Source organism: Paenibacillus radicibacter, from assembly GCF_024721995.1.
Lineage (GTDB): Bacteria > Bacillota > Bacilli > Paenibacillales > NBRC-103111 > Paenibacillus_AM > Paenibacillus_AM radicibacter.
In genome coordinates this window covers 42,457-63,710 of record NZ_JANQBC010000004.1, presented here as the reverse complement: position 1 = coordinate 63,710, position 21,254 = coordinate 42,457, and the positions used below count along the sequence as shown (strand labels likewise).

The 21,254-nt window shown below is 43.3% G+C and carries 17 protein-coding genes; 14 read left to right on the top strand and 3 right to left on the bottom strand.

What is annotated here, in order from left to right; all coding sequences use genetic code 11:
- The first annotated feature begins 15 nt into the window (after nucleotides 1-15).
- The 5 genes from NV379_RS10390 to NV379_RS10370 all read left to right on the top strand — a co-directional run bounded on the left by NV379_RS10390 (nucleotide 16) and on the right by NV379_RS10370 (nucleotide 6,217).
- Nucleotides 16-1,770, top strand: coding sequence for a cache domain-containing sensor histidine kinase (locus NV379_RS10390; RefSeq protein WP_258207485.1), 1,755 nt, complete (start codon nucleotides 16-18; stop codon nucleotides 1,768-1,770).
- Nucleotides 1,763-3,394: a response regulator transcription factor gene (locus NV379_RS10385; RefSeq protein ID WP_258207244.1), complete on the top strand. Its 1,632-nt coding sequence runs from the start codon at nucleotides 1,763-1,765 to the stop codon at nucleotides 3,392-3,394. Before NV379_RS10390 ends, NV379_RS10385 begins: the two co-directional genes overlap by 8 nt.
- A 106-nt stretch (nucleotides 3,395-3,500) precedes the next feature.
- Complete coding sequence (locus NV379_RS10380; RefSeq protein WP_258207243.1) at nucleotides 3,501-4,391, top strand: carbohydrate ABC transporter permease; 891 nt, start codon at nucleotides 3,501-3,503, stop codon at nucleotides 4,389-4,391.
- Complete coding sequence (locus NV379_RS10375; protein ID WP_258207242.1) at nucleotides 4,388-5,263, top strand: carbohydrate ABC transporter permease; 876 nt, start codon at nucleotides 4,388-4,390, stop codon at nucleotides 5,261-5,263. Before NV379_RS10380 ends, NV379_RS10375 begins: the two co-directional genes overlap by 4 nt.
- 57 nt (nucleotides 5,264-5,320) lie before the next feature.
- Nucleotides 5,321-6,217 carry a cation diffusion facilitator family transporter gene (locus NV379_RS10370; protein ID WP_258207241.1) on the top strand — a complete coding sequence of 299 codons (897 nt, stop codon included), beginning with the start codon at nucleotides 5,321-5,323 and terminating at the stop codon, nucleotides 6,215-6,217.
- A 98-nt stretch (nucleotides 6,218-6,315) separates the two neighbouring features.
- Here NV379_RS10370 and NV379_RS10365 read toward each other — a convergent pair whose 3' ends face one another.
- Nucleotides 6,316-7,605: an ATP-binding protein gene (locus NV379_RS10365; RefSeq protein ID WP_258207240.1), complete on the bottom strand. Its 1,290-nt coding sequence runs from the start codon at nucleotides 7,603-7,605 to the stop codon at nucleotides 6,316-6,318.
- A gap of 166 nt (nucleotides 7,606-7,771) precedes the next feature.
- On the opposite strand from NV379_RS10365, the gene NV379_RS10360 reads away from it, so the two are divergent.
- Nucleotides 7,772-8,899, top strand: a complete 1,128-nt coding sequence (locus NV379_RS10360) for a Gfo/Idh/MocA family protein (protein ID WP_258207239.1) — start codon at nucleotides 7,772-7,774, stop codon at nucleotides 8,897-8,899.
- Between the two features lie 153 nt (nucleotides 8,900-9,052).
- On the opposite strand, the gene NV379_RS10355 is transcribed toward NV379_RS10360, so the two are convergent.
- Entirely contained in the window at nucleotides 9,053-10,717 is a 1,665-nt protein-coding gene (locus NV379_RS10355) for a histidine kinase N-terminal 7TM domain-containing diguanylate cyclase (protein WP_258207484.1), read from the bottom strand.
- A 209-nt stretch (nucleotides 10,718-10,926) separates the two neighbouring features.
- Between NV379_RS10355 and NV379_RS10350 the strand changes: the two genes are divergently transcribed.
- Nucleotides 10,927-11,922, top strand: coding sequence for a DUF3829 domain-containing protein (locus NV379_RS10350; RefSeq protein WP_258207238.1), 996 nt, complete (start codon nucleotides 10,927-10,929; stop codon nucleotides 11,920-11,922).
- A 142-nt stretch (nucleotides 11,923-12,064) separates the two neighbouring features.
- Entirely contained in the window at nucleotides 12,065-12,271 is a 207-nt protein-coding gene (locus NV379_RS10345; protein WP_258207237.1) for a hypothetical protein, read from the top strand.
- A gap of 496 nt (nucleotides 12,272-12,767) precedes the next feature.
- Here NV379_RS10345 and acnA read toward each other — a convergent pair whose 3' ends face one another.
- The gene (acnA, locus tag NV379_RS10340) at nucleotides 12,768-15,479 is read right to left on the bottom strand and encodes an aconitate hydratase AcnA (RefSeq protein WP_258207236.1); all 2,712 of its coding nucleotides are present in this window, start codon (nucleotides 15,477-15,479) and stop codon (nucleotides 12,768-12,770) included.
- A gap of 187 nt (nucleotides 15,480-15,666) precedes the next feature.
- On the opposite strand from acnA, the gene NV379_RS10335 reads away from it, so the two are divergent.
- From NV379_RS10335 to NV379_RS10310, 6 genes are all read left to right on the top strand, one after another.
- Complete coding sequence (locus NV379_RS10335; protein WP_258207235.1) at nucleotides 15,667-16,659, top strand: amidase domain-containing protein; 993 nt, start codon at nucleotides 15,667-15,669, stop codon at nucleotides 16,657-16,659.
- A gap of 21 nt (nucleotides 16,660-16,680) precedes the next feature.
- Nucleotides 16,681-17,817: a D-alanine--D-alanine ligase gene (locus NV379_RS10330; protein ID WP_258207234.1), complete on the top strand. Its 1,137-nt coding sequence runs from the start codon at nucleotides 16,681-16,683 to the stop codon at nucleotides 17,815-17,817.
- Nucleotides 17,818-17,996: 179 nt separating this feature from the next.
- Nucleotides 17,997-18,992: an ABC transporter substrate-binding protein gene (locus NV379_RS10325; protein WP_308860274.1), complete on the top strand. Its 996-nt coding sequence runs from the start codon at nucleotides 17,997-17,999 to the stop codon at nucleotides 18,990-18,992.
- Between the two features lies 1 nt (nucleotide 18,993).
- Complete coding sequence (locus tag NV379_RS10320) at nucleotides 18,994-20,010, top strand: FecCD family ABC transporter permease (protein ID WP_258207233.1); 1,017 nt, start codon at nucleotides 18,994-18,996, stop codon at nucleotides 20,008-20,010.
- A gap of 43 nt (nucleotides 20,011-20,053) precedes the next feature.
- The gene (locus NV379_RS10315; RefSeq protein WP_373426106.1) at nucleotides 20,054-20,812 is read left to right on the top strand and encodes an ABC transporter ATP-binding protein; all 759 of its coding nucleotides are present in this window, start codon (nucleotides 20,054-20,056) and stop codon (nucleotides 20,810-20,812) included.
- A 2-nt stretch (nucleotides 20,813-20,814) separates the two neighbouring features.
- Nucleotides 20,815-21,195 (top strand): antibiotic biosynthesis monooxygenase, encoded by a 381-nt coding sequence (locus NV379_RS10310; RefSeq protein ID WP_258207232.1) that lies wholly within the window; start codon nucleotides 20,815-20,817, stop codon nucleotides 21,193-21,195.
- Nucleotides 21,196-21,254 lie beyond the last annotated feature (59 nt).

The following is a 21,254-nucleotide window of genomic DNA, read 5'->3' as shown; positions in this document are numbered from 1 at the left end:
TACAAGTATTTGAAAGTGTTCATCTTGCTCATCGTCATCCCCATATTCTTCATTAATTTCTTAATCTACACGATTTATTCCCAGATTATATTGAACAATTCGATCGATAGGAATATGCAAGCTGTTGAGCAAATCTCGTTCGCGATTGAGAGTGAAGTGAAGCGACTTATATTCGCTGCGGCCAGTATCGCTAATGGCAATAAGAATGAGATTGTGGAGCTTGTGACCAATTGGAATCGAGTCGAAGACTCATCCGCTAAATTCGAGATTTCGGACAATATTGATGCGAGACTTGGTTTTCTATTTAATTTCCGCAGTGACTTGCAAGCGGTCATTTTCTTTTTCCGAGACGAGGGTCATTACTTTTACAAAAGCGGTCTGAATCTATCTGAAGATGATGTGCGGGAGCTGGATTCTTACCAAGCAGCAGTCAAGAACAAGGGGCGTGCGGTGTTTCCTGGGGCGCTCAAGACGATTACGAAGAATACGAACGATAAGTATTTGCTATCGATCCTGCTCAGTCCAGATGTAAGTGGTGCACGTAATGATGTGGTGATGATCTACATGGCGCTGCAGACCAGTTACTTGGACACTTTCTACTCGGGATTTCAGTACAATCGAATTGGTGACACGATCATTCTTGATGAGAATGGGACGGTTGTCGTCAGTCAGAACAAGAATTTGATGGGGACGAAGCTCGATCATTATGATGCACTTAAGCCTTATCTAGATGGTGAAGCGAAATCAGCCAAAGTAGAAGTTGGCGGTAGAGATAAGATGATCACGACGTTCCCGATTCATTCGACTCACTGGAGTATCGTCAACGAGATGGACTATGAAGTGATTACTCAAGATATTTCGAAAGTGTTCTGGATTTCAATTTACATATCAGTCGCGATCGTTATCTTATTCTTCATCTTCTCGATCTTGTTCTTTAGAGGGATATTAAACCCTGTTAATGATCTCATTAGGAAAATGAAAGATGTAGAGCGTGGCAATTTTGACGCCAAAATTGACCTGAAAGGCGACGGAGAAATACGCCATCTTGGACATACGTTTAACAAAATGACCACAGAAATTAAGGTGCTCATTGCAGAGAGAGATCTCAAAGAGCGGCAGCGCAGTCAAGCAGAGATTGAGGCGCTGCAATCGCAGATTAACCCGCATTTTATCGCAAATACGCTTAATTCCATTCGACTGATGGCAATGATTGCGAAGGCGGATAACATTCGCAAGATGATTGAAGCCTTTACGAAGCTGCTCTCAAATTCATTTGGCAAAGGCGGGACGCTAGGGTCTGCTCAGCAAGAGATGGAGAGTTTGAACAACTACATTTACATCATGAAAGTACGGTATGGCGAGCAATTTGATGTTCAGTATGATATCGATGATCAGATTCAAAGCAACCTTATGCTCAAGATGCTGTTGCAACCGATTGTTGAGAATGCGATCTTGCATGGAGTGAATCAAGTTGAGCACAAAGGAATCATTACGGTTCGTGGTTATATAGCGGATAATCGACTGTGTTTTGAAGTGAGAGATAACGGGGTTGGCATGACAGAAGAACAACTTGAGCAGTTATTGTCACGGGGTAATCGAATGAAGTACGGATTTAACAGCATTGGCATGCGTAACGTCGATCAACGAATCAAGCTTAATTATGGTCAGCAATACGGTCTTGAAGTAGAAAGTGTCGTCGATCAGTATACGCATGTACGCATGATTCTACCGATCCTAACGAATGAAGACGAGGTGAATCGGGATGTATAAGATGTTGATTGTCGAAGATGAGCACATCGTCAAGGTCGCTCTAAAGTCATTAATTAACTGGAACGATTACGGTTTTGATTACACGTATGAAGCGTCGAACGGGAAGCAGGGCCTAGACATTCTGCAGCAGCATCCTGATATTGATGTTGTTATCACAGATATTAACATGCCGATTATGGATGGCTTGCAGATGATTAAGGAAATCAGGCAGCTTGGACTATCGCCTCAGATTATTATTTTGAGTGCTTACGATGACTATGCGCTGGTTCGACAAGCACTCAAACTGCAAACATCGGATTACATGCTCAAGAATGAGATGGACCCTGAGCATATGATTGCGCTGCTTCAAGACATTAAGGCGAAGCTTGATGTGAGTAAGGAGAAGCGTCACGAGACGGACAAGAACGGACCTCAGGTGATTACAACGAGAGTATCCAAAGTCCAATTGCTTAAGAAGATCACGACTGCGAAGTGGAGCGAAGAATTGTATGAGAAGGTGGAAGACCAAGAGCTTCGCATCACCTCACGTAATCTAGCGGTTTGTTATTTGTGGATTGATGATTACGAGCTCATCACGGACAAATACGATGAATCGCAGCAGAGGACATTTGAAACAACCGCACTTAATGTCATGTATCAATGTCTGGATGAAGCGAATATGGGAGAAGCTTATCACCTCACCAAGCAGCAGTATGTGTGTATGCTGTCCCTTCCGAACTCCGGGTATAGTCAACTGCGACTGACGCTCACTGAATTACTGTCCCAGATCTTCTCCAATCTTAAGCATTATATGAACATCAGCGTTTCAATCGGAATAAGTGATGTGAGATCTGGTTTCGATCAGATCCATCCGCTCTTTACCCAAGCCCAGAAGAATGCGAGTTTCCGCTTTATATTGGGGAAATCGAAGCTTATTTTTCCAGAGCATGCGAAGGCGTTTGTTGGCTCGACAGGGGCACGTTTAACGGGTAAGGAAGCTGCTTATATTCAAGCGCTCAAAGATTCAAACAAAGAGAAGGCGATGCAAGAGCTGGATCAATTATTTGCGATTATTATGCAAGGGATGCCGGATCAGCTTGATGAGTGGTATAGCCAATATCGGGAGCTGCAATTTATTGTCATGCGGTTTCTTTATGATCTTGGTGTTGAAGCGGAGGAATTGAATCGTGAGGCGAAGCAGCTCTATTACTCCATGACGAAGCTAGAGACCTGCGAAGAAATTCATGCTGCCATGCGTCTGATGACGGAGCAGATCGTCCAATATATGAAATCACACAAAGATTCGACGTTAATTAGTGCTGTTAATCGTGCCCAGCAATTTATTCGTACGAATTATTGTGAGGACTTAACGCTCAAGATGGTCAGTGATTTCGTGGAACTGAGCGAAAGTCATTTCAGTCATTTATTTTCCAAAGAAACGGGAGGCACATTCACTGATTTTCTCACGAAAACAAGAGTGGAGCGTGCGAAGGAACTGATTGCGACGACGAATATGAAGGTGTACGAAATTGCAGAGAAAGTCGGTTATACGAATACGGAGCATTTTAGCCGCGTGTTCAAGAAAGTAACGGGTTATTCCCCTGCGCACTTCAAGCATCAGGAGTCGATATCCGCAATCCAATGATATATCATGCTAACCGAAAGAAACATCATTCAATCGACTTGTTGTAAGCGCTATTATGAGGTGTAAGTCATCTTGCACACATGAATAAAGGAGGCGGCAGCGATCCATGCTTACACTAGCTCGGCAAAAAACGTTATTGCTCATTACTTTCTTATTTATCCCCGTTGTTTTACTCATCTTGTTCGTCATCTACCCGACCTTTGAGTTGCTGCGCATTAGTCTGACCGATTGGGATGGACTCAGCAAGACACAAACTTATGTAGGGTTAAGTAATTTTGTTAAAGTGTTCACGGATTCTGCAGATATTTGGCTTTCTCTTAAAAATAACCTGATTTACTTTGTCGTCCATCTGATCTTTATCCCGATTGAATTAATCATTGCGATTGTGCTGGATAGTAAAATTCGCGGCAGTAAATTTTTCAAGACGATGGTATTTATGCCCTATATTATTAATGGGGTTGCGATTTCGTATATTTTTGCCTTCTTTTACAGTCCGATGAATGGTGGATTGAACGGTATTCTGGAGCTTCTGGGGCTCGAATCGTGGATTACAGGCTGGTTAACGAATGAGCATGTCGTCAATTATAGCTTGGTTGTTGTATCCTTGTGGCGATTCAGCGGTTTCCATATTATCTTGTTCCTTGCTGGGTTACAGTCGATACCTCGTGATCAGATTGAGGCTGCGATGATTGATGGAGCGTCAGTTACACAACGGTTTCGTTACATCATGATCCCTGGTGTACAACGTGTGCTGCAAATCTTACTGTTCCTCAATGTGAACGGTGCGCTGCAAGTGTTCGATATTCCGTATATCATGACGCAAGGTGGACCGGGACATGATAGCAGTACGTTTACGCTATATACACTGGAGACAGCATTCAAATTTAACAGCTTTGGCATGGCGTCTACGATGGGGATTACGATGTTGTTCTTCATCATTATATTGAACTGGATCCAGAACCGAGCGTTGCGGACGAAGGGGGTGGGGGAAGAATGAAAGCCAATATGGAGATTAATCATCGTACTCCCACGATTAAGTTGAATAGCAGCACTTGGTTAAGTCTTGCAGCACGGTATATTGTGCTTATAGCGATCTGTGTGATTGTCATAGTTCCACTTCTGATTGCGATCTTCTCCTCCTTTAAGACGACGATTCAGATTGGTGGGGAGTTCTCACTAAAGCCGCCTTCACAGCTAAACTTCGATAATTATAAGATCGTATTTACGCAGGGTAAAATCTTTACAGGATTTATGAACTCGATGATTCTAGTTGTTGTGAGTGTTGTCGTGAATGCGCTGCTCAGTGCAATGACGGCATACTGCCTCAATCGCTTCGATTTTAAATTGAAGAAAGTTGTACTAGGGCTGTTTGTTGTTGGAATGATCATGCCGGCGATGATAACAGAGATCTCTCGTTTCTCGGTCATTAAGAACTTGGGATTATACAATTCAATATGGGCTCCGATTGTCATTTATGCGGCTGCGAATTTGATGCAGCTCTACATCTACTTTCAGTTCATGGAGAAGATCCCACGATCCTTGGATGAGAGTGCACTTATTGATGGGGGGAACTACTTCACTGTTTTTTGGAAAATAGTCTTCCCGCTCATGGCGCCAGCTACCGCGACTCTCGGCATTATTAAGGCCGTTGATGTCATTAACGATATGTACGTGCCGTACTTGTATATGCCATCTGAGAAGCTGCGGACACTTACGACAACGCTGATGTACTTCAGTAGCTCGAAGTTCGGGGCTTGGGAGTACTTAAGCGCGGCGATTGTGGTGGTCATGTTGCCGACCCTGCTTATTTATCTTATTTTCCAAAAATATATATTCGCTGGCATCGTTGCAGGTGCTGTTAAAGAATAACGTAGGTGGCATTAATCACGGGTAAGCGGCTATACTAAGCATGAAGGAGGAATCCTCATGTCTTTGCAAAACCGCTCTTCTTTGATTGCTGTTTGGATTTCACTAGTTGCAAATATTGTGCTAACTGGTATTAAGCTAGTCATCGGTCTATTGTTTAATTCGCAAGTATTAATAGCGGATGGCATACATAATGCAGGTGATGTGATTGCTGTAGCGACAGCTTACAGTGCGATGCGAGTCTCGAATAAACCAGCTGATGATGATCACCCATATGGTCACGGGAAGGCCGAAGTGCTCGGTGCGCTTATGGTAGCTATTATTCTGGGGCTTGCCGCCGTCTATATGGGCTTTCATGCGATAGAAGCATTCTTCGAGCCGGCACCAAGTGTGCATATCATTGCGTTTGGTGCAGCGATTGTCTCACTAATTGCGAAGCAAGTCTTATACGTCTATACGATGCGTGTAGGGCGTGAAGCGAATTCGAAGGGGTTAATTGCAACTGCGTATGATCATCTGGCAGATGTGTATGCTTCAATTGCTGCTGCAGCTGGTATTGGAATTGGGTTGTTGGGAAATATGTATGGGTTTCCGATTCTAGCATATGGGGATCCAATTGCAGGACTTATTGTATCTTTTCTTGTGCTGAAATTAGCTTGGGATATGGGGAAGGACTCCTACGATATTCTGATGGAGAAGTCACTTCCGCCGGAGGAGCTTCATGCATTTGCTGAGCACATCCTTGCTGTACCTGGCATTAAGCGAATCGATCGCTTGCGCGCACGTGAACATGGTCATTACAAGCTGGTCGATGCCCGCGTAAGTGTACTTGGTACGCTGACTGTACAAGAAGGACATGATATTATCCGTGTTATGAAGAACGATATTATGACTGCCTACCCGGAAGTAGATGAAGTGCTTGTTCACTTAAATCCGTGGTACCCAGAGGATGAATAACCTCATAATCAAGTCGAGTCGGAATAATGTACGACTCAACATACAAAAACGAGCTGCATCATTGCTGCTCGTTTTTTACATTTTCTAAGGTTAATGAGTTAACTGGTTAAAGCGTTAGTAGCAAGCTGAGGCTTTGCGATCGGGAAAGACAGAGTTACTACAGTGCCTTGACCCATCTGGCTGTCAAAATGGATGGTCCCGCCCATCTCTTCAACAAGTCGGAAGGTGACCATTACCCCGAGTCCTGTACCATTCGTCTTCGTGGAATAGAATGCCTTACCGATGGAATAAAGTTGTTCTTTGGTCATTCCTTCGCCGGTGTCAGCTACTTTGATTGTAATACGTTCCATATCGCAGCTTGAGGTAACCGTAATAATATCCCCATAATGACTAGCCTCAATGGCATTCTTCATCACATTCATAAGAATTTGTTTGAATTTCGCATGATCTCCGAGTAAGAATAAGTTAGGCTCATTCCTAATTTGTAATTCAACTCGCTGCATGAGACCATAAGCGGTCATAATTTGTGTAGTTTCAATGATGTTCTTACTTATATCTAGAATCTCAATTTTATCGCTACCAGATCGCTTAGCGAAGCTTAAATAATCGGTAATTATAAACTCGGCACGATCTAGTTCAGATAATACGAGATCCATATATTTCAGCTGCTGCTCCTTGGCATCACGTTTCATCAATTGTAGGAATCCCTTCATAACGGTAAGGGGATTACGCACTTCATGGGCGACAGAAGCTGCAATTTCACTAATCGTGTGCATTTTATCGGAATGTTCGATGGATACTCGCAGAAACATGCGTTCTACCATGTTTTCCATGTAATGCATACAGAGATGGAGCGTAATAATCGAGCCTATGAACAAGTAACCGATTGCGATCAAGAACTCGGAACGATCATAACGAATTTGATGAAAATCCGAATAGAGCCAGCAGCTTAAGACGATTAACAAGAAGACGATACATGATGAAATATGAATAATTAATTTTCGTTGAAGAGGCAGTGCGCGTTGATAATGTGCTTTATAGATGAAGAGGAACACGCATAGGATGGATAGACTTGTAGGCACTAATAGCACAATATCTCCGCCAGTGAGAAGCCGAGCAATGATCATAATGGTAATACCTATAATTCCAGGGCTAACCCCTCCATAGAACATACATATAATAATCGGAATGTGACGGAGGTCGAAAATAATCGTACCTACGGTATAGAAAGGGAGCAACATGCAGAGTACGGTCGTTATTCCACAGAAAATCCCTAGTATTAATGGGGCGGTACGGGGCAAGTAAGTTTTTAATCGGGTGAAACAATATTCATATAAATAGAGCGAGATCGTAATGATTGCGAATTGAATTAGAATATTTTGTAGCATAGGAGTTCCTCATCTTGGTAAGAGATAGGTGTCGACATCGATAAACAAGATCTAGTATATATTTTATACTTTTTACAATTAATTACAACATATAGGTCGATTTTTTTACAAAATAATTCAAAGTGCCTAGTACACATGGTATATTGAATGGTAGGGAGGTAATGCCATGAAAACGATTCGAATTGGACTTATTGGTGTTGGCTTAATTGGAAAAATGCATCTGGATGAGTATGCGGACATACCAGGAGCAGAAGTTGTTGCAGTCTGCGATATTAATGAGGCTGAAGTGAACGCTGTTGCTGCCAAATACAACATTCCACATGTATATACGGATTTTAGAAAAATGCTAGAGCGTGACGATCTAGATTGTGTAGACGTGTGCTTACATAATAACTTCCATGCACCCGTTACAATCGCAGCGCTTGAAGCGGGTAAGCAAGTGTATTGTGAGAAGCCGATTGCAGGCTCTTATTACGATGGAAAAGCGATGGTCGATGCGGCGAAGCGTACCGGCAATCAATTGCATATTCAAATTGCGACTTTGTATCACAAGGAAACGAAGCTTGCGAAGGAACTTATCGAAGATGGCAAGCTGGGTAAATTGTACCATGCACGTTCGAACGGATATCGCAGACGCGGTCGTCCATATGTGGATGGATACGGCACGCCAAGCTTTACGCGCAAAGAAACAGCAGGTGGTGGAGCGCTGTTCGATATGGGCGTGTACCATATTTCACAAATCTTGTACTTACTCGGTATTCCTAACGTTCGTACGATCACAGGTCAGACCTATCAAGAAATGGACATGGATCAAGAACGTCGTACCATTAGCGGCTTTAACGTCGAAGAACTCGGTCTTGGCTTCGTTAAGTTTGACGGTGGAGCAACGCTCGACATCATGGAAGCCTGGTCGGTTCACTTAGGTGGATTCGAAGGCAGTTGTGTCATCGGAGCAGACGGCGGTATTCGCTTGCCTGCTTACAAGAGCGGTCAGGCACAATCGCCAATGACGTTCCATAGTACATTAAGCGACATGGATCTCGACAGCATCATCGATGTGAATGCGAGTAACACCAGACGTGAGCGGATGTCATCCGACTATGATGCGTATCGCTCTTCCCAGCATCACTTAATCGCAGCGCTTCAAGGACGCGTACCGATGCTGCCAACCGCAGAGATCGCCCTTCAGACGATGCTCATCAGCGAAGGCATTTACATGTCCAGCGAACTTGGACGCGAAGTCACCGCTGAAGAAGTCGTGGCACAGTCAAAGTCGACGGCAATCATTATTTAATTAAAAAAGGAGCGAAAGAGAAGAGTGCACTGGAGGAGCTTGACTTCTACTGGGTAGCTCACTCTAGTTGCCAACGCAAAAACACCTTCAAGGCTGTCTCCTATATCTTACGATATAAGAGCAATCTCTTGAAGGTGTTTTGATTTGTTTGTGTCACGTTATGGGGTGGGTCAGTCTCGTACTGACAATTCGGTTTCGGCCTTCTCTTTTGGCTTGATACAAGGCTTCGTCTACTGCCTGAAACATTTCATTTAAAGCAGTTTCAGAATGCATAGAAGGATCCGAAGCGAATGTACGATTGGATTGCAGACCGATACTGATCGTAATAGATAATGAGGCGCCTTTCGATATGTTTATGGTGTTCATTTCCACAGCGGATTTGATTCGTTCAGCTAAGATTTCAGCCTCTGATTGCTCCGTATCTGGCAAATAGACGATAAACTCTTCGCCACCGTATCGAGCCAGAATATCATCTTGTCTCAGATAATGTTGGATGATTCCGACAGTTCGGCATAGAACGTCATCTCCGACCAAATGACCGTAATTATCATTGACTGACTTAAAATGATCAATATCGAGCAGCAGGATCGAGAATGGTATTTGATCCTGTAAATTCTGATTGATATCTTGCTCTAATTGCTGCATCAGGTAATGACGGTTATAACAACCCGTCAGGCTGTCCGTTACCGCCATTTGCTCCAGCTTTAGATTGGTTCTGGAAAGCTCTTGCTGAATCGTGATTAAGGAATCATTACGATTCCGCAGGATTTCGTTCTGAAGCTTGGTCTCCTCGATCAGACTACGCAATTCGCTCATATCTTGGAACGTAATAATCCGTCCGACCATTGAGCCTTCAACCAGAATAGGAGAAACTTGAATATGAACGTGGGAATCCTTGATTGCATGATAGACGACTTCTATTTCAGTTCGTTCAAGCGGATGTTCTTGGTAAGCTTGAATGAAGGGTTCGGCCATATCGGCTTGCGTTTCTTGCGGAAGGATATCTTCAATATCAAATTGATCGCCTACATGTAAGTTCAAATAGGGAGATAACAATTGATTGATTTCAATAATGATTTCATTGTCATCGATTACTAGAATCCCTAGATCGATCGTATCAATTATATCTTGATGAGCGATAGTCACAATGTCAAATACTTTATTGCGATGAATGGCAATGACAAAAAAGATTGCAGAAAACAGGATTCCGAAGGAAGTTAATCCTTGAATGACCGTTTGATTTTGCGGAAATGCGACATTAAGCAATAGATCCGATAATACGAATGCAGTCATCACTAACATCCCGATAAGGACTTGCTTCACTTGATTTTTGATCCGTGTCGAATTGTCGCGTATTAAAGCTTGAAGCATGATAAATAGCGAGACGATAACATAGCCTAAGAGGATGATCATCGTGAACCAAAACAGGGTACCATAATCTCTTTCTACATATCCACCTTCTACGGGAAGAACAAACATGGCATTTGGATTGATGATAATGATCGGTATTATTAGCAATGCCGGAATTATAATCGATATATGTATTCTTCGGATTAGCGTTTGACCGGTAAGAAACAATGTGAAAAATAGCCATCCAATGGCTAGCAGCACAGCATCGACGAATGCTAGTTTGACATAAAACAATTGAAGCTCGGTATTTGCCGTCGCTTTGATTGCAAACTGACAGAAGGGCCATAGCATCATCGCAAAATGGAATGCCAAATAAACCTTATGCAGGCTAGTTATCGTGACAGTAGCAAATACATATACGAATAAAGTGAATAACAGGAGAAAAACACTTAGATCAATCCATGCCATTGTGCCCAATACGACACCTCTTGAAAGAGAGATAGTAGTCATTCGTTACTTATACTAATATATGGATTTCAATAACAACAGTCAATAGCACATAGAAGCCACCATTCCAGCCTACTTTGTTAACCATTACGTCAAATTTCCCCCTTTTTTTCGATGTAAATTTTGGTAAAATAGAGCTTTATAATAAAATAAAGATGGAGTGTATTGTTTTGAAGAAATTAGTATCCGTTTTTACAGTATTAATGGTATTGTCTGTTCTTTTGATTTCATGTGGTTCTCAGGAGAAGGAAGGAAAAATTGATTCAGCAGCAGTAGATGTAGAGAAATACAATTCCTATGTAGACATAAGCAATTATATGACGGGATTTTTGGAGACAGGTATTCGCAAATATTTAGATAATTTTGGAACTGAAGAAGAGCTTAAATTTAAAAAGAATTTTGACGCGAAAAAGTTCGATGGTCAGATCTTATCTCCAATTGCCAAATTCGCTTTTGATCAAGTGGAAACGGCGCTGGCATACACGTCTAAGAAGCCTTCTTTCGGTGCAGCAGATGATTCTATGAAGAATTTACTGCCTAAAATGAAAGATTACTTAAATTTAATAAATGAATTAGATGGCTATTATCGTTCCAAAGCCTTTGCACAGGATGATTTCGCAAAAGGAAAAGAATTACATAAAAAGTTTTATAAGACGTACAATGAATACACAGCTTTAGGAGATAAATTTTTCATAGACTTCTCTGAAGTAACGAAGAAAATGGAACAGGCGGACTTGGAAAAGTTAAAAAAGGAAGATTATCTGGTCAGATATTATGCGAAGAGCATAGTAATGAAAGCGCAGGAAATTCAAACTGATTTTGACTTAGCTAAGGTAAATGACAGTAACATACTGGATTATGACGCCAATAAATACAAAACAAAGTATGACTCATTAACGGCAGATATGGATAAGTTCTTGGAATACGCCAAGGACAAGAAGAGACTTGAAAAAGAAGGCATCAAAATTTTAGCGAGATTTGATGAGATCATACCGGACGTGAAGGCAAGCGCTACAGATATCATGCAGGTCTTACAAACAAAGAGTACCAACTTAAACAAGCCTGCTGACGGTAAAGTAAAGTCAAGTGAGACAGTAGGATATCTGGATAAATACAGCAAAAAGGTTTCTAGTTTAATTAGTAGTTATAACAATATGATGAAGTAACAACAAATTTATCTAAATAGTTTACTATTAAAAATACAAGTCTTAGAATAAGCATCGGACAACCTTAGGGTTACTTTGATCAATTCTTTGGCGTGTGTTCCTTCATCTGGGGGAATATCATTTTCTCATAAGACGTGAGCGTATGTTGTTGGATTATGATGCGTACCGTTCCTCCCAGCACCACCTCATCGCAGCACTACAAGGACGAGTACCGATGCTGCCAACCGCGGAGATCACCCTGCGGACAATGCTCATTAGCGAAGGCATCTACATGTCCAGCGAGCTTGGACGTGAAGTTACGGCAGAGGAAGTCATGGCAAATTCGAAGTCGACTGCTATCAATATTTAGTTTTTGCCTGCGCATAGAGACCGCTACGGTGACGATTCATTCTTCCGGTCGCTGTCTCAATCATGAATTTTGAATTTATTTTATGGTATTTTCATGATTTCAAAGGCGAACGCTTCGCTCCTCCAGAACGAATCGTCTCCTCCGCTATTTTTGCGTGTTCCAGTACGAATTTTGGGGTTGACCAAGCTAATTTATTTGTATTTATTACTGTGAGAAGTTTAACGAATTTCTTCCGAATAAGCAGAGGCTTGATTGTTTCATAAAGAGAGTTCAAAAAGCTAAACGAAAGAGAAGAATGCACTGGAGGAGCGTAAGCGATCGCCTTTGAAATCGTGAAAATACCATAAAACCTAATTAAACTTCACGATTGAGACAGCGACCGGAAGTGCATTCTTCTCTGCAGTGACCCAACTTTTTGAACAAGCTCCTCACAAATTAAAAGCCCCAATCATCACGAATGATGATCGGGGCTATTTGTATAAGCTTATAAGTGCTCTTACTCAGCCATAATTTGGCGAAGTACAGTTTGCAAGATACCGCTGTTGTGGTAGTAGTCTACATCAACCATGGAATCTAGACGGTTAACCGTGTTGAACTCGAATGTTGAACCATCTTCACGAGTTGCGATCACTTTCATGTTCTCGCCTGGTTGTACATCGTTGCTTAGGCCGATAATGTCGAATGTTTCACGACCTGTTAAGCCTAGGGACTTCCAGGAGTCACCGTTTGTGAATTGAAGTGGAAGAACGCCCATACCCACAAGGTTCGAACGGTGAATACGCTCGAAGCTCTCAGCGATAACAGCTTTAACGCCTAGCAGGAATGTACCTTTCGCTGCCCAGTCACGAGAAGATCCTGTACCGTATTCTTTACCAGCGATTACAACTAGGGATGTACCGCTCTCTTGATACTTCATGGAAGCATCATAGATCGACATCACTTCACCAGTTGGAAGGTAAGTCGTTACGCCGCCTTCTGTTCCTGGAGCAACTGCGTTACGAATACGAATGTTCGCGAACGTACCACGCATCATTACTTCATGGTTACCACGACGGGAGCCGTAGGAGTTGAAGTCTTGACGCTGTACACCGTTCTCGATCAAGTACTCACCAGCAGGGCTGTCAGCCTTGATGTTACCAGCAGGAGAGATATGGTCAGTCGTTACGGAATCACCTAGAAGCGCAAGTGTCTTCGCACCACGGATTTCAGCAATATCAGTAAGTTCTGGACTTAAGCTAGTGAAGAATGGAGGTTCTTGGATGTATGTGGATTTCTTATCCCAAGCATACAATTCGCCTTCTGGAACGTCGATTGCATTCCAACGCTCATTCGCACGGAATACATCGTTATATTTAGCACGGTATAGATCTGCATTCATCGCATTACCCATTGCAGCATCGATTTCCGCTTTAGTTGGCCAAATGTCTTTCAAGAATACAGGTTGGTTGTCTGCATCGTAGCCAAGTGGCTCTGTAGACAAGTCAATATTCACTGTACCAGCAATTGCGTAAGCAACAACGAGTGGTGGGGAAGCCAAGTAGTTTGCTTTTACTTGAGCATGTACACGACCTTCAAAGTTACGGTTACCGGATAGCACAGCAGCTACAGTCATATCGTTGTCTGCGATTGCTTTACCTACTTCTTCTGGAAGTGGACCGGAGTTACCGATACAAGTAGCACAGCCATAACCTGCTACGTGGAATCCGAGGTCTTCTAGGGAATCCATGAGGCCGGATTTGTTCAAGTATTCAGTTACTACAAGGGAACCTGGAGTTAAGGAGCTCTTCACATAAGCAGGCTTCTTAAGTCCACGAGCAACTGCTTTCTTCGCAAGAATACCGGCACCTAGCATTACGCTTGGATTGGAAGTATTCGTACAAGAAGTGATCGCTGCGATTACAACTGCGCCAGCTTTCATTTGCTCTGTTACGCCATTTGCATGTGTGACAGGCACTTCTTCTGCGATTTTCTCTTCTGTTAAGCCGTAGCCGCCTTTGTCGATTGGATTACGGATGATGGTGTTCCACTCATCTTTCATCGCAGTCAATTCAACACGGTCTTGCGGACGCTTTGGTCCAGCTAAGCTTGGCACAATAGTAGATAGATCCAGTTCAATTTTGTCTGAGAAAATAGGATCTGGAGTCGCATCCGTACGGAACATGCCTTGCTCTTTGTAGTAAGCTTCAACAAGCGCGATTTGTTGATCTTCACGACCTGTAGCTCTCATGTAGCTAAGCGTTTCGCTGTCTACTGGGAAGAAGCCGATTGTTGCGCCGTATTCAGGAGCCATGTTCGCTACTGTAGCACGGTCAGCAAGGGAGATGTTGCTAAGTCCTGGTCCGTAGAACTCAACGAACTTACCAACTACGCCTTTTTTACGAAGGATTTGTGTAACTGTAAGTGCCAAGTCAGTTGCTGTTGAACCTTCTGGCAATTGTCCATTTAGTTTGAAACCAATAACTTCAGGAGCTACGAAGTAAAGCGGTTGACCAAGCATACCTGCTTCAGCTTCGATACCGCCAACGCCCCAACCTACAACGCCAAGACCATTAATCATTGTTGTGTGGGAGTCCGTACCTACTAGAGAATCTGGATACACAACTGTGTCACCGTCTACTTCTTTTGTAGCTGCAACAGACGCTAGGTACTCCAAGTTTACTTGGTGAACGATACCTGTTGCTGGTGGTACTGCACGGAAGTTGTTGAATGCGGTTTGTGCCCAACGAAGGAAACGGTAACGCTCTTCATTACGCTCAAACTCAACATTCATGTTGTATTCTAAAGCATCCTTGGAACCGAATGCGTCAACCATTACCGAGTGGTCGATTACAAGGTCAACTGGAACAAGTGGATTAATACGCTTCGGATCTCCACCAGCGCGAGCTGTTGTATCACGCATTGCTGCTAAGTCTACAACTACCGGTACGCCTGTGAAGTCTTGTAGCACGATACGTGCTGGAATGAACGGAATTTCTTTGTTATCATCGCGACCTTCCGCCCAGCCTGCGATTTGCTTAACATGTTCAGGTGTAATTGCTCTACCGTCGTATTGACGAATAGCAGCTTCTAATAGCACTTTAATGGAGAATGGAAGGTTTGTAATCGAACCGTTACCTTGCTCCTCAAAGCTTTGCAAGCTGTAATAGTGGTAAGGCTTGTTTCCGACGTTCAGCTCTTTACGAACGGAAAAATGATCGTTCTTCGCCATGATGGGTTGCCTCCTTGATATAGGTCATTCTGCAAACTCATTGTATCGTTTCATTGCGTGAAACATGATTTCATAATTTGCTCTATATTCAGTATACTCTGTGTGTCCCTTAGCGTAAAGATGATTTCTATCATTTTTTTCGCAATTTTTTCATATATTTTATTAATTTAAGCTGGGGGAATTCAGTATGTCTTGGACAAACACGATTTATGGATATGTACAATGCAAAAACCAAATATGTATCGAATTTTCGGCAGATCAATTAACCGATTACATTTCGGATGAATCGTTTATTATGCGAGAGCAGTCGATGCAGCTTGGACTGCATGAACTCGCGCGCGAACGCAATGTTTGGCCGCATTCGGGTGAAGTGAAGCTTCGCATTACAGATGCTGAGGTGTTGAAAGATAGCGTAATTGCCCATATCGTACTAACGCAGTCCTTGCTTCACGATTCACCCCGAGGTCAATATATGGAAGAGCGAATGACACATGAGCGAGTTACGTTGCACTATTTTCAGAACAAATGGTGGATTACGCGCATTGAGCATCCTGAATCTGAGATCTTCTCATTAAGAGGGGACTTAGAGGATGACAACCTAGCTGCGCCGTCGCTTCCTTTTTACAACTATAGTATACTAAAAAGAGGCTTCGACGTTTATCCAAGCCGTGTGACGTATAATCGAGCGCGTGTTGCGGAATATGCGGAGCAGTGGTGGGATTCTTACAATCCATCGTATATGAAATTTGATGTCGATTGCACGAATTATGTCTCCCAATGTATCTTTGCAGGGGGAGCACCAATGAATTATACTGGAAAAAGGGACATCGGCTGGTGGTATGTCGGCAAGAACTACAACCAAGAATTGTGGAGTTATTCCTGGGCGGTCGCTAACGCTTTGGGTCATCATGTGCCTAATAGTAAAAAGGGACTGCGAGGCAGGATCGTCTCCTCACCGAAGGAACTCGACATTGGCGACATGATCTCATACGATTGGGAGGGGGATGGGCGCTATACCCATTCTACAATCGTTGTGGCGAAAGACAGCTATGGGATGCCACTTGTTAATGCACATACGACGAACAGTAAGCATCGCTTCTGGGCGTATCGTGATTCTTATGCTTGGACAGCTAACACAAGATACTCATTAATACATATCGATGATATGATGGAAACATAGTGAGTGTTCTAGGGGGATATTATGACTACGAAAACAAGAGTTGGACTTATTTATGGTGGTAAATCAGGTGAACATGAAGTATCCTTGCAGACAGCTTTCGCTGTATCAAAAGCATTGGATTACAGCAAATATGAAATTATTCCTTTCTATATAACGAAACAAGGCGAGTGGAACAAGGGGACACCTCTTCTTAGCGCACCACAATCTGCAACTGCACTGGCTTATGAGCAATCATCAAGCGGTAGAGCGATGACAGCGATCTTCAGCGGACTTCAAACCGAAGAGAAAGCGCAAATTTCAGGCTTGCCAACTGTAACTTCCCAGCAAGCAAGCGGTGACGCACTAGATGTTATTTTTCCATTATTGCACGGAACGTTCGGAGAAGATGGTACGATTCAAGGTTTACTTGAGATGGCGAATATACCTTATGTTGGTGCTGGTGTGCTGGCATCTGCAGTCGGTATGGATAAAGTATTTATGAAGAAAGCATTCGCAGCAGAAGGTTTGCCGCAATGTGTGTATCGTCATTTTACAAGAACACAATGGGAGAAGTCGCAGCATGATCTAATCATGGAGATGGAAATTTCCCTTGGCTACCCGTGCTTCGTAAAGCCGGCTAACTTAGGTTCTTCCGTTGGAATTTCCAAGGCAAGCAATCGCGATGAACTCGTTAAAGCAGTCGCTTATGCACTGCGTTTTGACCGTAAAGTGATCGTGGAAGAGAACATTGACGCTCGTGAGATTGAAGTCGCAGTGCTTGGTAACGATGAGCCGCAAGCTTCTGTACCGGGTGAGATTGTGTCTTCCAGCGATTATTATGATTATAAAGCGAAGTATGTAGACGGTACATCCACTATGATCATTCCAGCGGAAATTCCTGCTGAACTAGCTGCAGAGCTGCGTGAGATGGCAATTCGTGCATTCCAAGCGGTCGATTGTTCTGGTTTGTCCCGTGTCGATTTCTTCGTACGTAAGGAAGATCAAGCGGTGATGCTCAACGAGATCAATACAATGCCTGGTTTTACGCCATTTTCCATGTATCCATTGCTATGGAAAGAAACAGGCAAGCCTTATACAGAGCTTCTTAATGATTTGATAGGTCTTGCGATTGAACGTCATGCGGCGAAGCAGCAAATTCAATATACGATGGATGAGTAGGAACGAACGATAAATATGGACTTATGAGAGAAGACGGTAGCAGAAGATGCTAGCGTCTTCTTTTTTATGAATAAAACTGAAAACTTCTAATTGACAATGAGAATCAATATCAATTATGATGATTGCATAATAACTGATAATGATTATCATTATCGACTAAAATAAGGGGTGTTAAGAAAGTGAGAAAATTATTCATTCGCTTCATCGTTGTTGGATTAATTGTTATGGCAGTAGCTGGTTGTGGGAAAGAAGCGGCAACAACTGCTCCAGCAACTCAAACACCCGCTACAGCTCAGCCATTTACGAGTACACCTGTACCGGCAACAAGGCAAACAGGTATTAAAGTCAAAGATTTTGCAAATCGTGAGCTTGTGTTTGATAAAGCACCTCAAACTTTCGCTACGCTAAGCTCTGGAGATATGGAAATCATACATAAATTAGGTGGCAAGATCGTAGGTCGCCCGACATCCAAAGCACCACTTCCATCGGAGGAATTGAAAGCAGCTACGGAAATCGGAACTGCGCATCAAGTGAGCATTGAGAAAATTGTGAGTATCAAACCGGATGTACTCATTGCAAGTGCGGGCATTGAGAAAGATCGTAAGAATATCGAGGCTCAAGGAATTAAGATCTTCGTAGCAGGTGCCAATTCGATTCAAGATATTCAGAAGAGCATTGATGTATATGGAACGCTTTTGAATAAATCGGATCAAGCCAAAGCATTAAACAAGCAAATCTCGGATAAAGTTAGCAGCTATGACAAAGCAGCAGGCAAGAAAGTGCGAGCATTACTTGTCTACGGTGCCCCAGGTACTTATATGGTGGCATTACCGAACTCACTAACGGGTGACATTCTTGCGAAGGCAGGCGGCGAGAACGTTGCTGCGGATTATCCGAAAGCAACCGACTTCCCACAATATGCAACACTTAGTGTGGAACGGATTATCGAGAGTAAACCCGACATCGTTTATCTCATTACACATGCAGATCCAGAAGCAGTGAAGAAAGCTTTTGAAGAAGAGATGGCGAAGAATGCAGCGTGGAAAAATCTCGATGCAGTGAAAGCGGGAAGAGTTGTCATCTTACCAGCAAATTTATTCGGTGCGAATCCAGGAACGAAGATTACGGAAGCAATTGATTTCATGGCAACTAGCTTGCAAAAGGTAACGAAATAAGATGAAAACTTCTGTACGCTGGATCATCATGATCGCAATAGGCGGCCTGCTGATACTTGCTTGCTTGTATGGACTGGTTGTCGGCGCTGTGAGTTTCACTTATAAAGAGGTGATCGAAGGGATATGGAATCCCGAGTCTTCCATGGCTCGTTCCATCATATGGGACCTAAGAATACCTCGAGTGCTTGTTGGGGTAATTGTGGGGATGTGTCTGGCAACGGCAGGCTCCTTATTGCAAGGGGTTATGCGTAATCCACTCGCTGATCCGGGCATTATTGGGGTATCGTCTGGAGCAGGTCTGATGGCAACACTGATTATGGTCGTATTCCCGCAATATATTATTTTTCTCCCTCTAGCAGCCTTTCTAGGTGCTTGTATCACAGCGTTTGTGATTTATGGTTTAGCGTGGAATAAAGGCGCATCACCTGGACGGATTATCTTGGTTGGGATTTCGATTAATGCGGTTATTGGCGCATCGATGTCAGCGATTATGCTGCTATATAGTGATCGGGTTCAAGCAGTGCTGCCATGGCTTGCTGGAGGAATATCTGGCGCAGGCTGGTCACAGTTTCAGATGATCATTTACTATGCGGTGTTTGCACTTGGACTATCTGCATTTGCGGTTAAGCACGTACGTATCCTGATGTTAGGGGATGAAGTTGCGAAGCTCATCGGTCATAAGGTGGAGCGAAGTCGGTTCTTCTTGATCGTTCTGAGTACTTTATTATCTGGAATTGCTGTGAGTGTTGCAGGTTTAATCGGTTTTGTGGGGCTTGTTGTTCCACATATCGTTCGCCTGATTGTAGGCAATGATTATCGATTCCTACTTCCGATATCAGCACTTGGAGGTGGACTTCTCGTTGTTGTAGCAGATGCCATTGCAAGAAGCTGGTTTGATCCGATTGAGCTGCCTGTTGGTATTCTACTGTCGTTTATTGGTGGCCCGTTCTTTTTGTTCATTTTGCAAAAGGGAGGAAAGCGAATTGGAGATCAATCAGGACAACGTTCTGCATACTAAAGAACTTAGTTATCGGTACTCTGAGCATTTTGGGCTCGATACGATTAGTCTGGAAGTTCGAGAGGGTGAAATTGTTAGCCTGATTGGACCAAACGGGTCTGGGAAGTCTACGCTGCTTAGGCTCTTGGCTCGCTTGCTCGATCCGGTTCGAGGTGAAGTGTGGCTGGATGGGAAAGAACTGCGGGTGATGAGCAGTGCAGATATTGCCAAGAAGCTTGCCATGCTACCGCAAATGCATGATCATCAGCTCGATTTTACCGTACGAGAGCTGGTGGAATTCGGGCGACATCCACACAAGAATTGGTTCGAGCGTCTTGGTGGTGAAGATGAGGAGATTATCAAGTGGGCGCTTTCGGTCACGAATCTGACCACATATGAGCATCGCACCTTGCCTTCTTTATCAGGAGGGGAGCGGCAACGAGCGTGGATTGCGATGGCGATTGCCCAGCGTCCGAAAGTGTTGCTCTTGGATGAGCCTACGACTTATCTGGATATTTCACACCAACTGGAAGTCATGGAACTTGTTCAGAATTTGAACAGACAGTTCAAGATGACGATTATTATGGTACTTCATGATATTAATCAGGCGGCACAGTATAGCGATCGACTCATTGTCATGAAGAAAGGGGAGGTCGTCTACGACGGCATCCCGCAGTGTGTGCTGTGCAAATCGATGTTTCAGCACGTATTTGAAATTGACGTCGATATATACGATGATGGGAATAAGCCATTTTTTACACCGAGAAGAGTTCGTTGTTGTGAAGATGAATTAAACCATGTGGAGATTAAGGGAGGCGTATGAGGATGATTATTGTAACGAATACGATTCAAGTGAAATTGGGATGTAGTAGCGCGATTCTAGAAAGATTTAAAGTGGCTAAAGGTGTGCAAAGCTTTGAAGGGTTTGTAAGACTTGATCTTCTGCGCACAGAAGGACTTACCGAGTATGAAGAAATCAAAGTGAACACGGTATGGGAGTCCAAAGCGCATTTTGAGGCGTGGGTAGCGAGCGATTCGTTCAAAGCGGCGCATGGTCATAAGAAAAAAGAAGAGAACAAGCAAGAAGGGCAAGGTCATGGGCATGGTGAGAAAGCTGATAGCCCAATTATCGGTTCCAAAATTTCGTATCACGAAATTGTTCATACCCATTTGCCGGTTGAAGCCTCAGCAGCAGTTAACGAGTAGATTAAACGAATAGCTTAAATAAGAGGGCGAATTTCCAATTTAGTTGGGAGTTCGCCTTT

Excerpts from the sequence above, each read along its gene's own strand:
- NV379_RS10370 (WP_258207241.1), top strand. The coding sequence starts at position 5,321 with ATGTCTTTGCAAAACCGCTCTTCTTTGATTGCTGTTTGGATTTCACTA.
- NV379_RS10310 (WP_258207232.1), top strand. The coding sequence starts at position 20,815 with ATGATTATTGTAACGAATACGATTCAAGTGAAATTGGGATGTAGTAGC.
- NV379_RS10335 (WP_258207235.1), top strand. The coding sequence starts at position 15,667 with ATGTCTTGGACAAACACGATTTATGGATATGTACAATGCAAAAACCAA.
- acnA (WP_258207236.1), bottom strand. The coding sequence starts at position 15,479 with ATGGCGAAGAACGATCATTTTTCCGTTCGTAAAGAGCTGAACGTCGGA.
- NV379_RS10330 (WP_258207234.1), top strand. The coding sequence starts at position 16,681 with ATGACTACGAAAACAAGAGTTGGACTTATTTATGGTGGTAAATCAGGT.
- NV379_RS10320 (WP_258207233.1), top strand. The coding sequence starts at position 18,994 with ATGAAAACTTCTGTACGCTGGATCATCATGATCGCAATAGGCGGCCTG.
- NV379_RS10385 (WP_258207244.1), top strand. The coding sequence starts at position 1,763 with ATGTATAAGATGTTGATTGTCGAAGATGAGCACATCGTCAAGGTCGCT.
- NV379_RS10345 (WP_258207237.1), top strand. The coding sequence starts at position 12,065 with ATGTTGTTGGATTATGATGCGTACCGTTCCTCCCAGCACCACCTCATC.
- NV379_RS10365 (WP_258207240.1), bottom strand. The coding sequence starts at position 7,605 with ATGCTACAAAATATTCTAATTCAATTCGCAATCATTACGATCTCGCTC.
- NV379_RS10380 (WP_258207243.1), top strand. The coding sequence starts at position 3,501 with ATGCTTACACTAGCTCGGCAAAAAACGTTATTGCTCATTACTTTCTTA.
- NV379_RS10375 (WP_258207242.1), top strand. The coding sequence starts at position 4,388 with ATGAAAGCCAATATGGAGATTAATCATCGTACTCCCACGATTAAGTTG.
- NV379_RS10360 (WP_258207239.1), top strand. The coding sequence starts at position 7,772 with ATGAAAACGATTCGAATTGGACTTATTGGTGTTGGCTTAATTGGAAAA.
- NV379_RS10355 (WP_258207484.1), bottom strand. The coding sequence starts at position 10,717 with ATGGCATGGATTGATCTAAGTGTTTTTCTCCTGTTATTCACTTTATTC.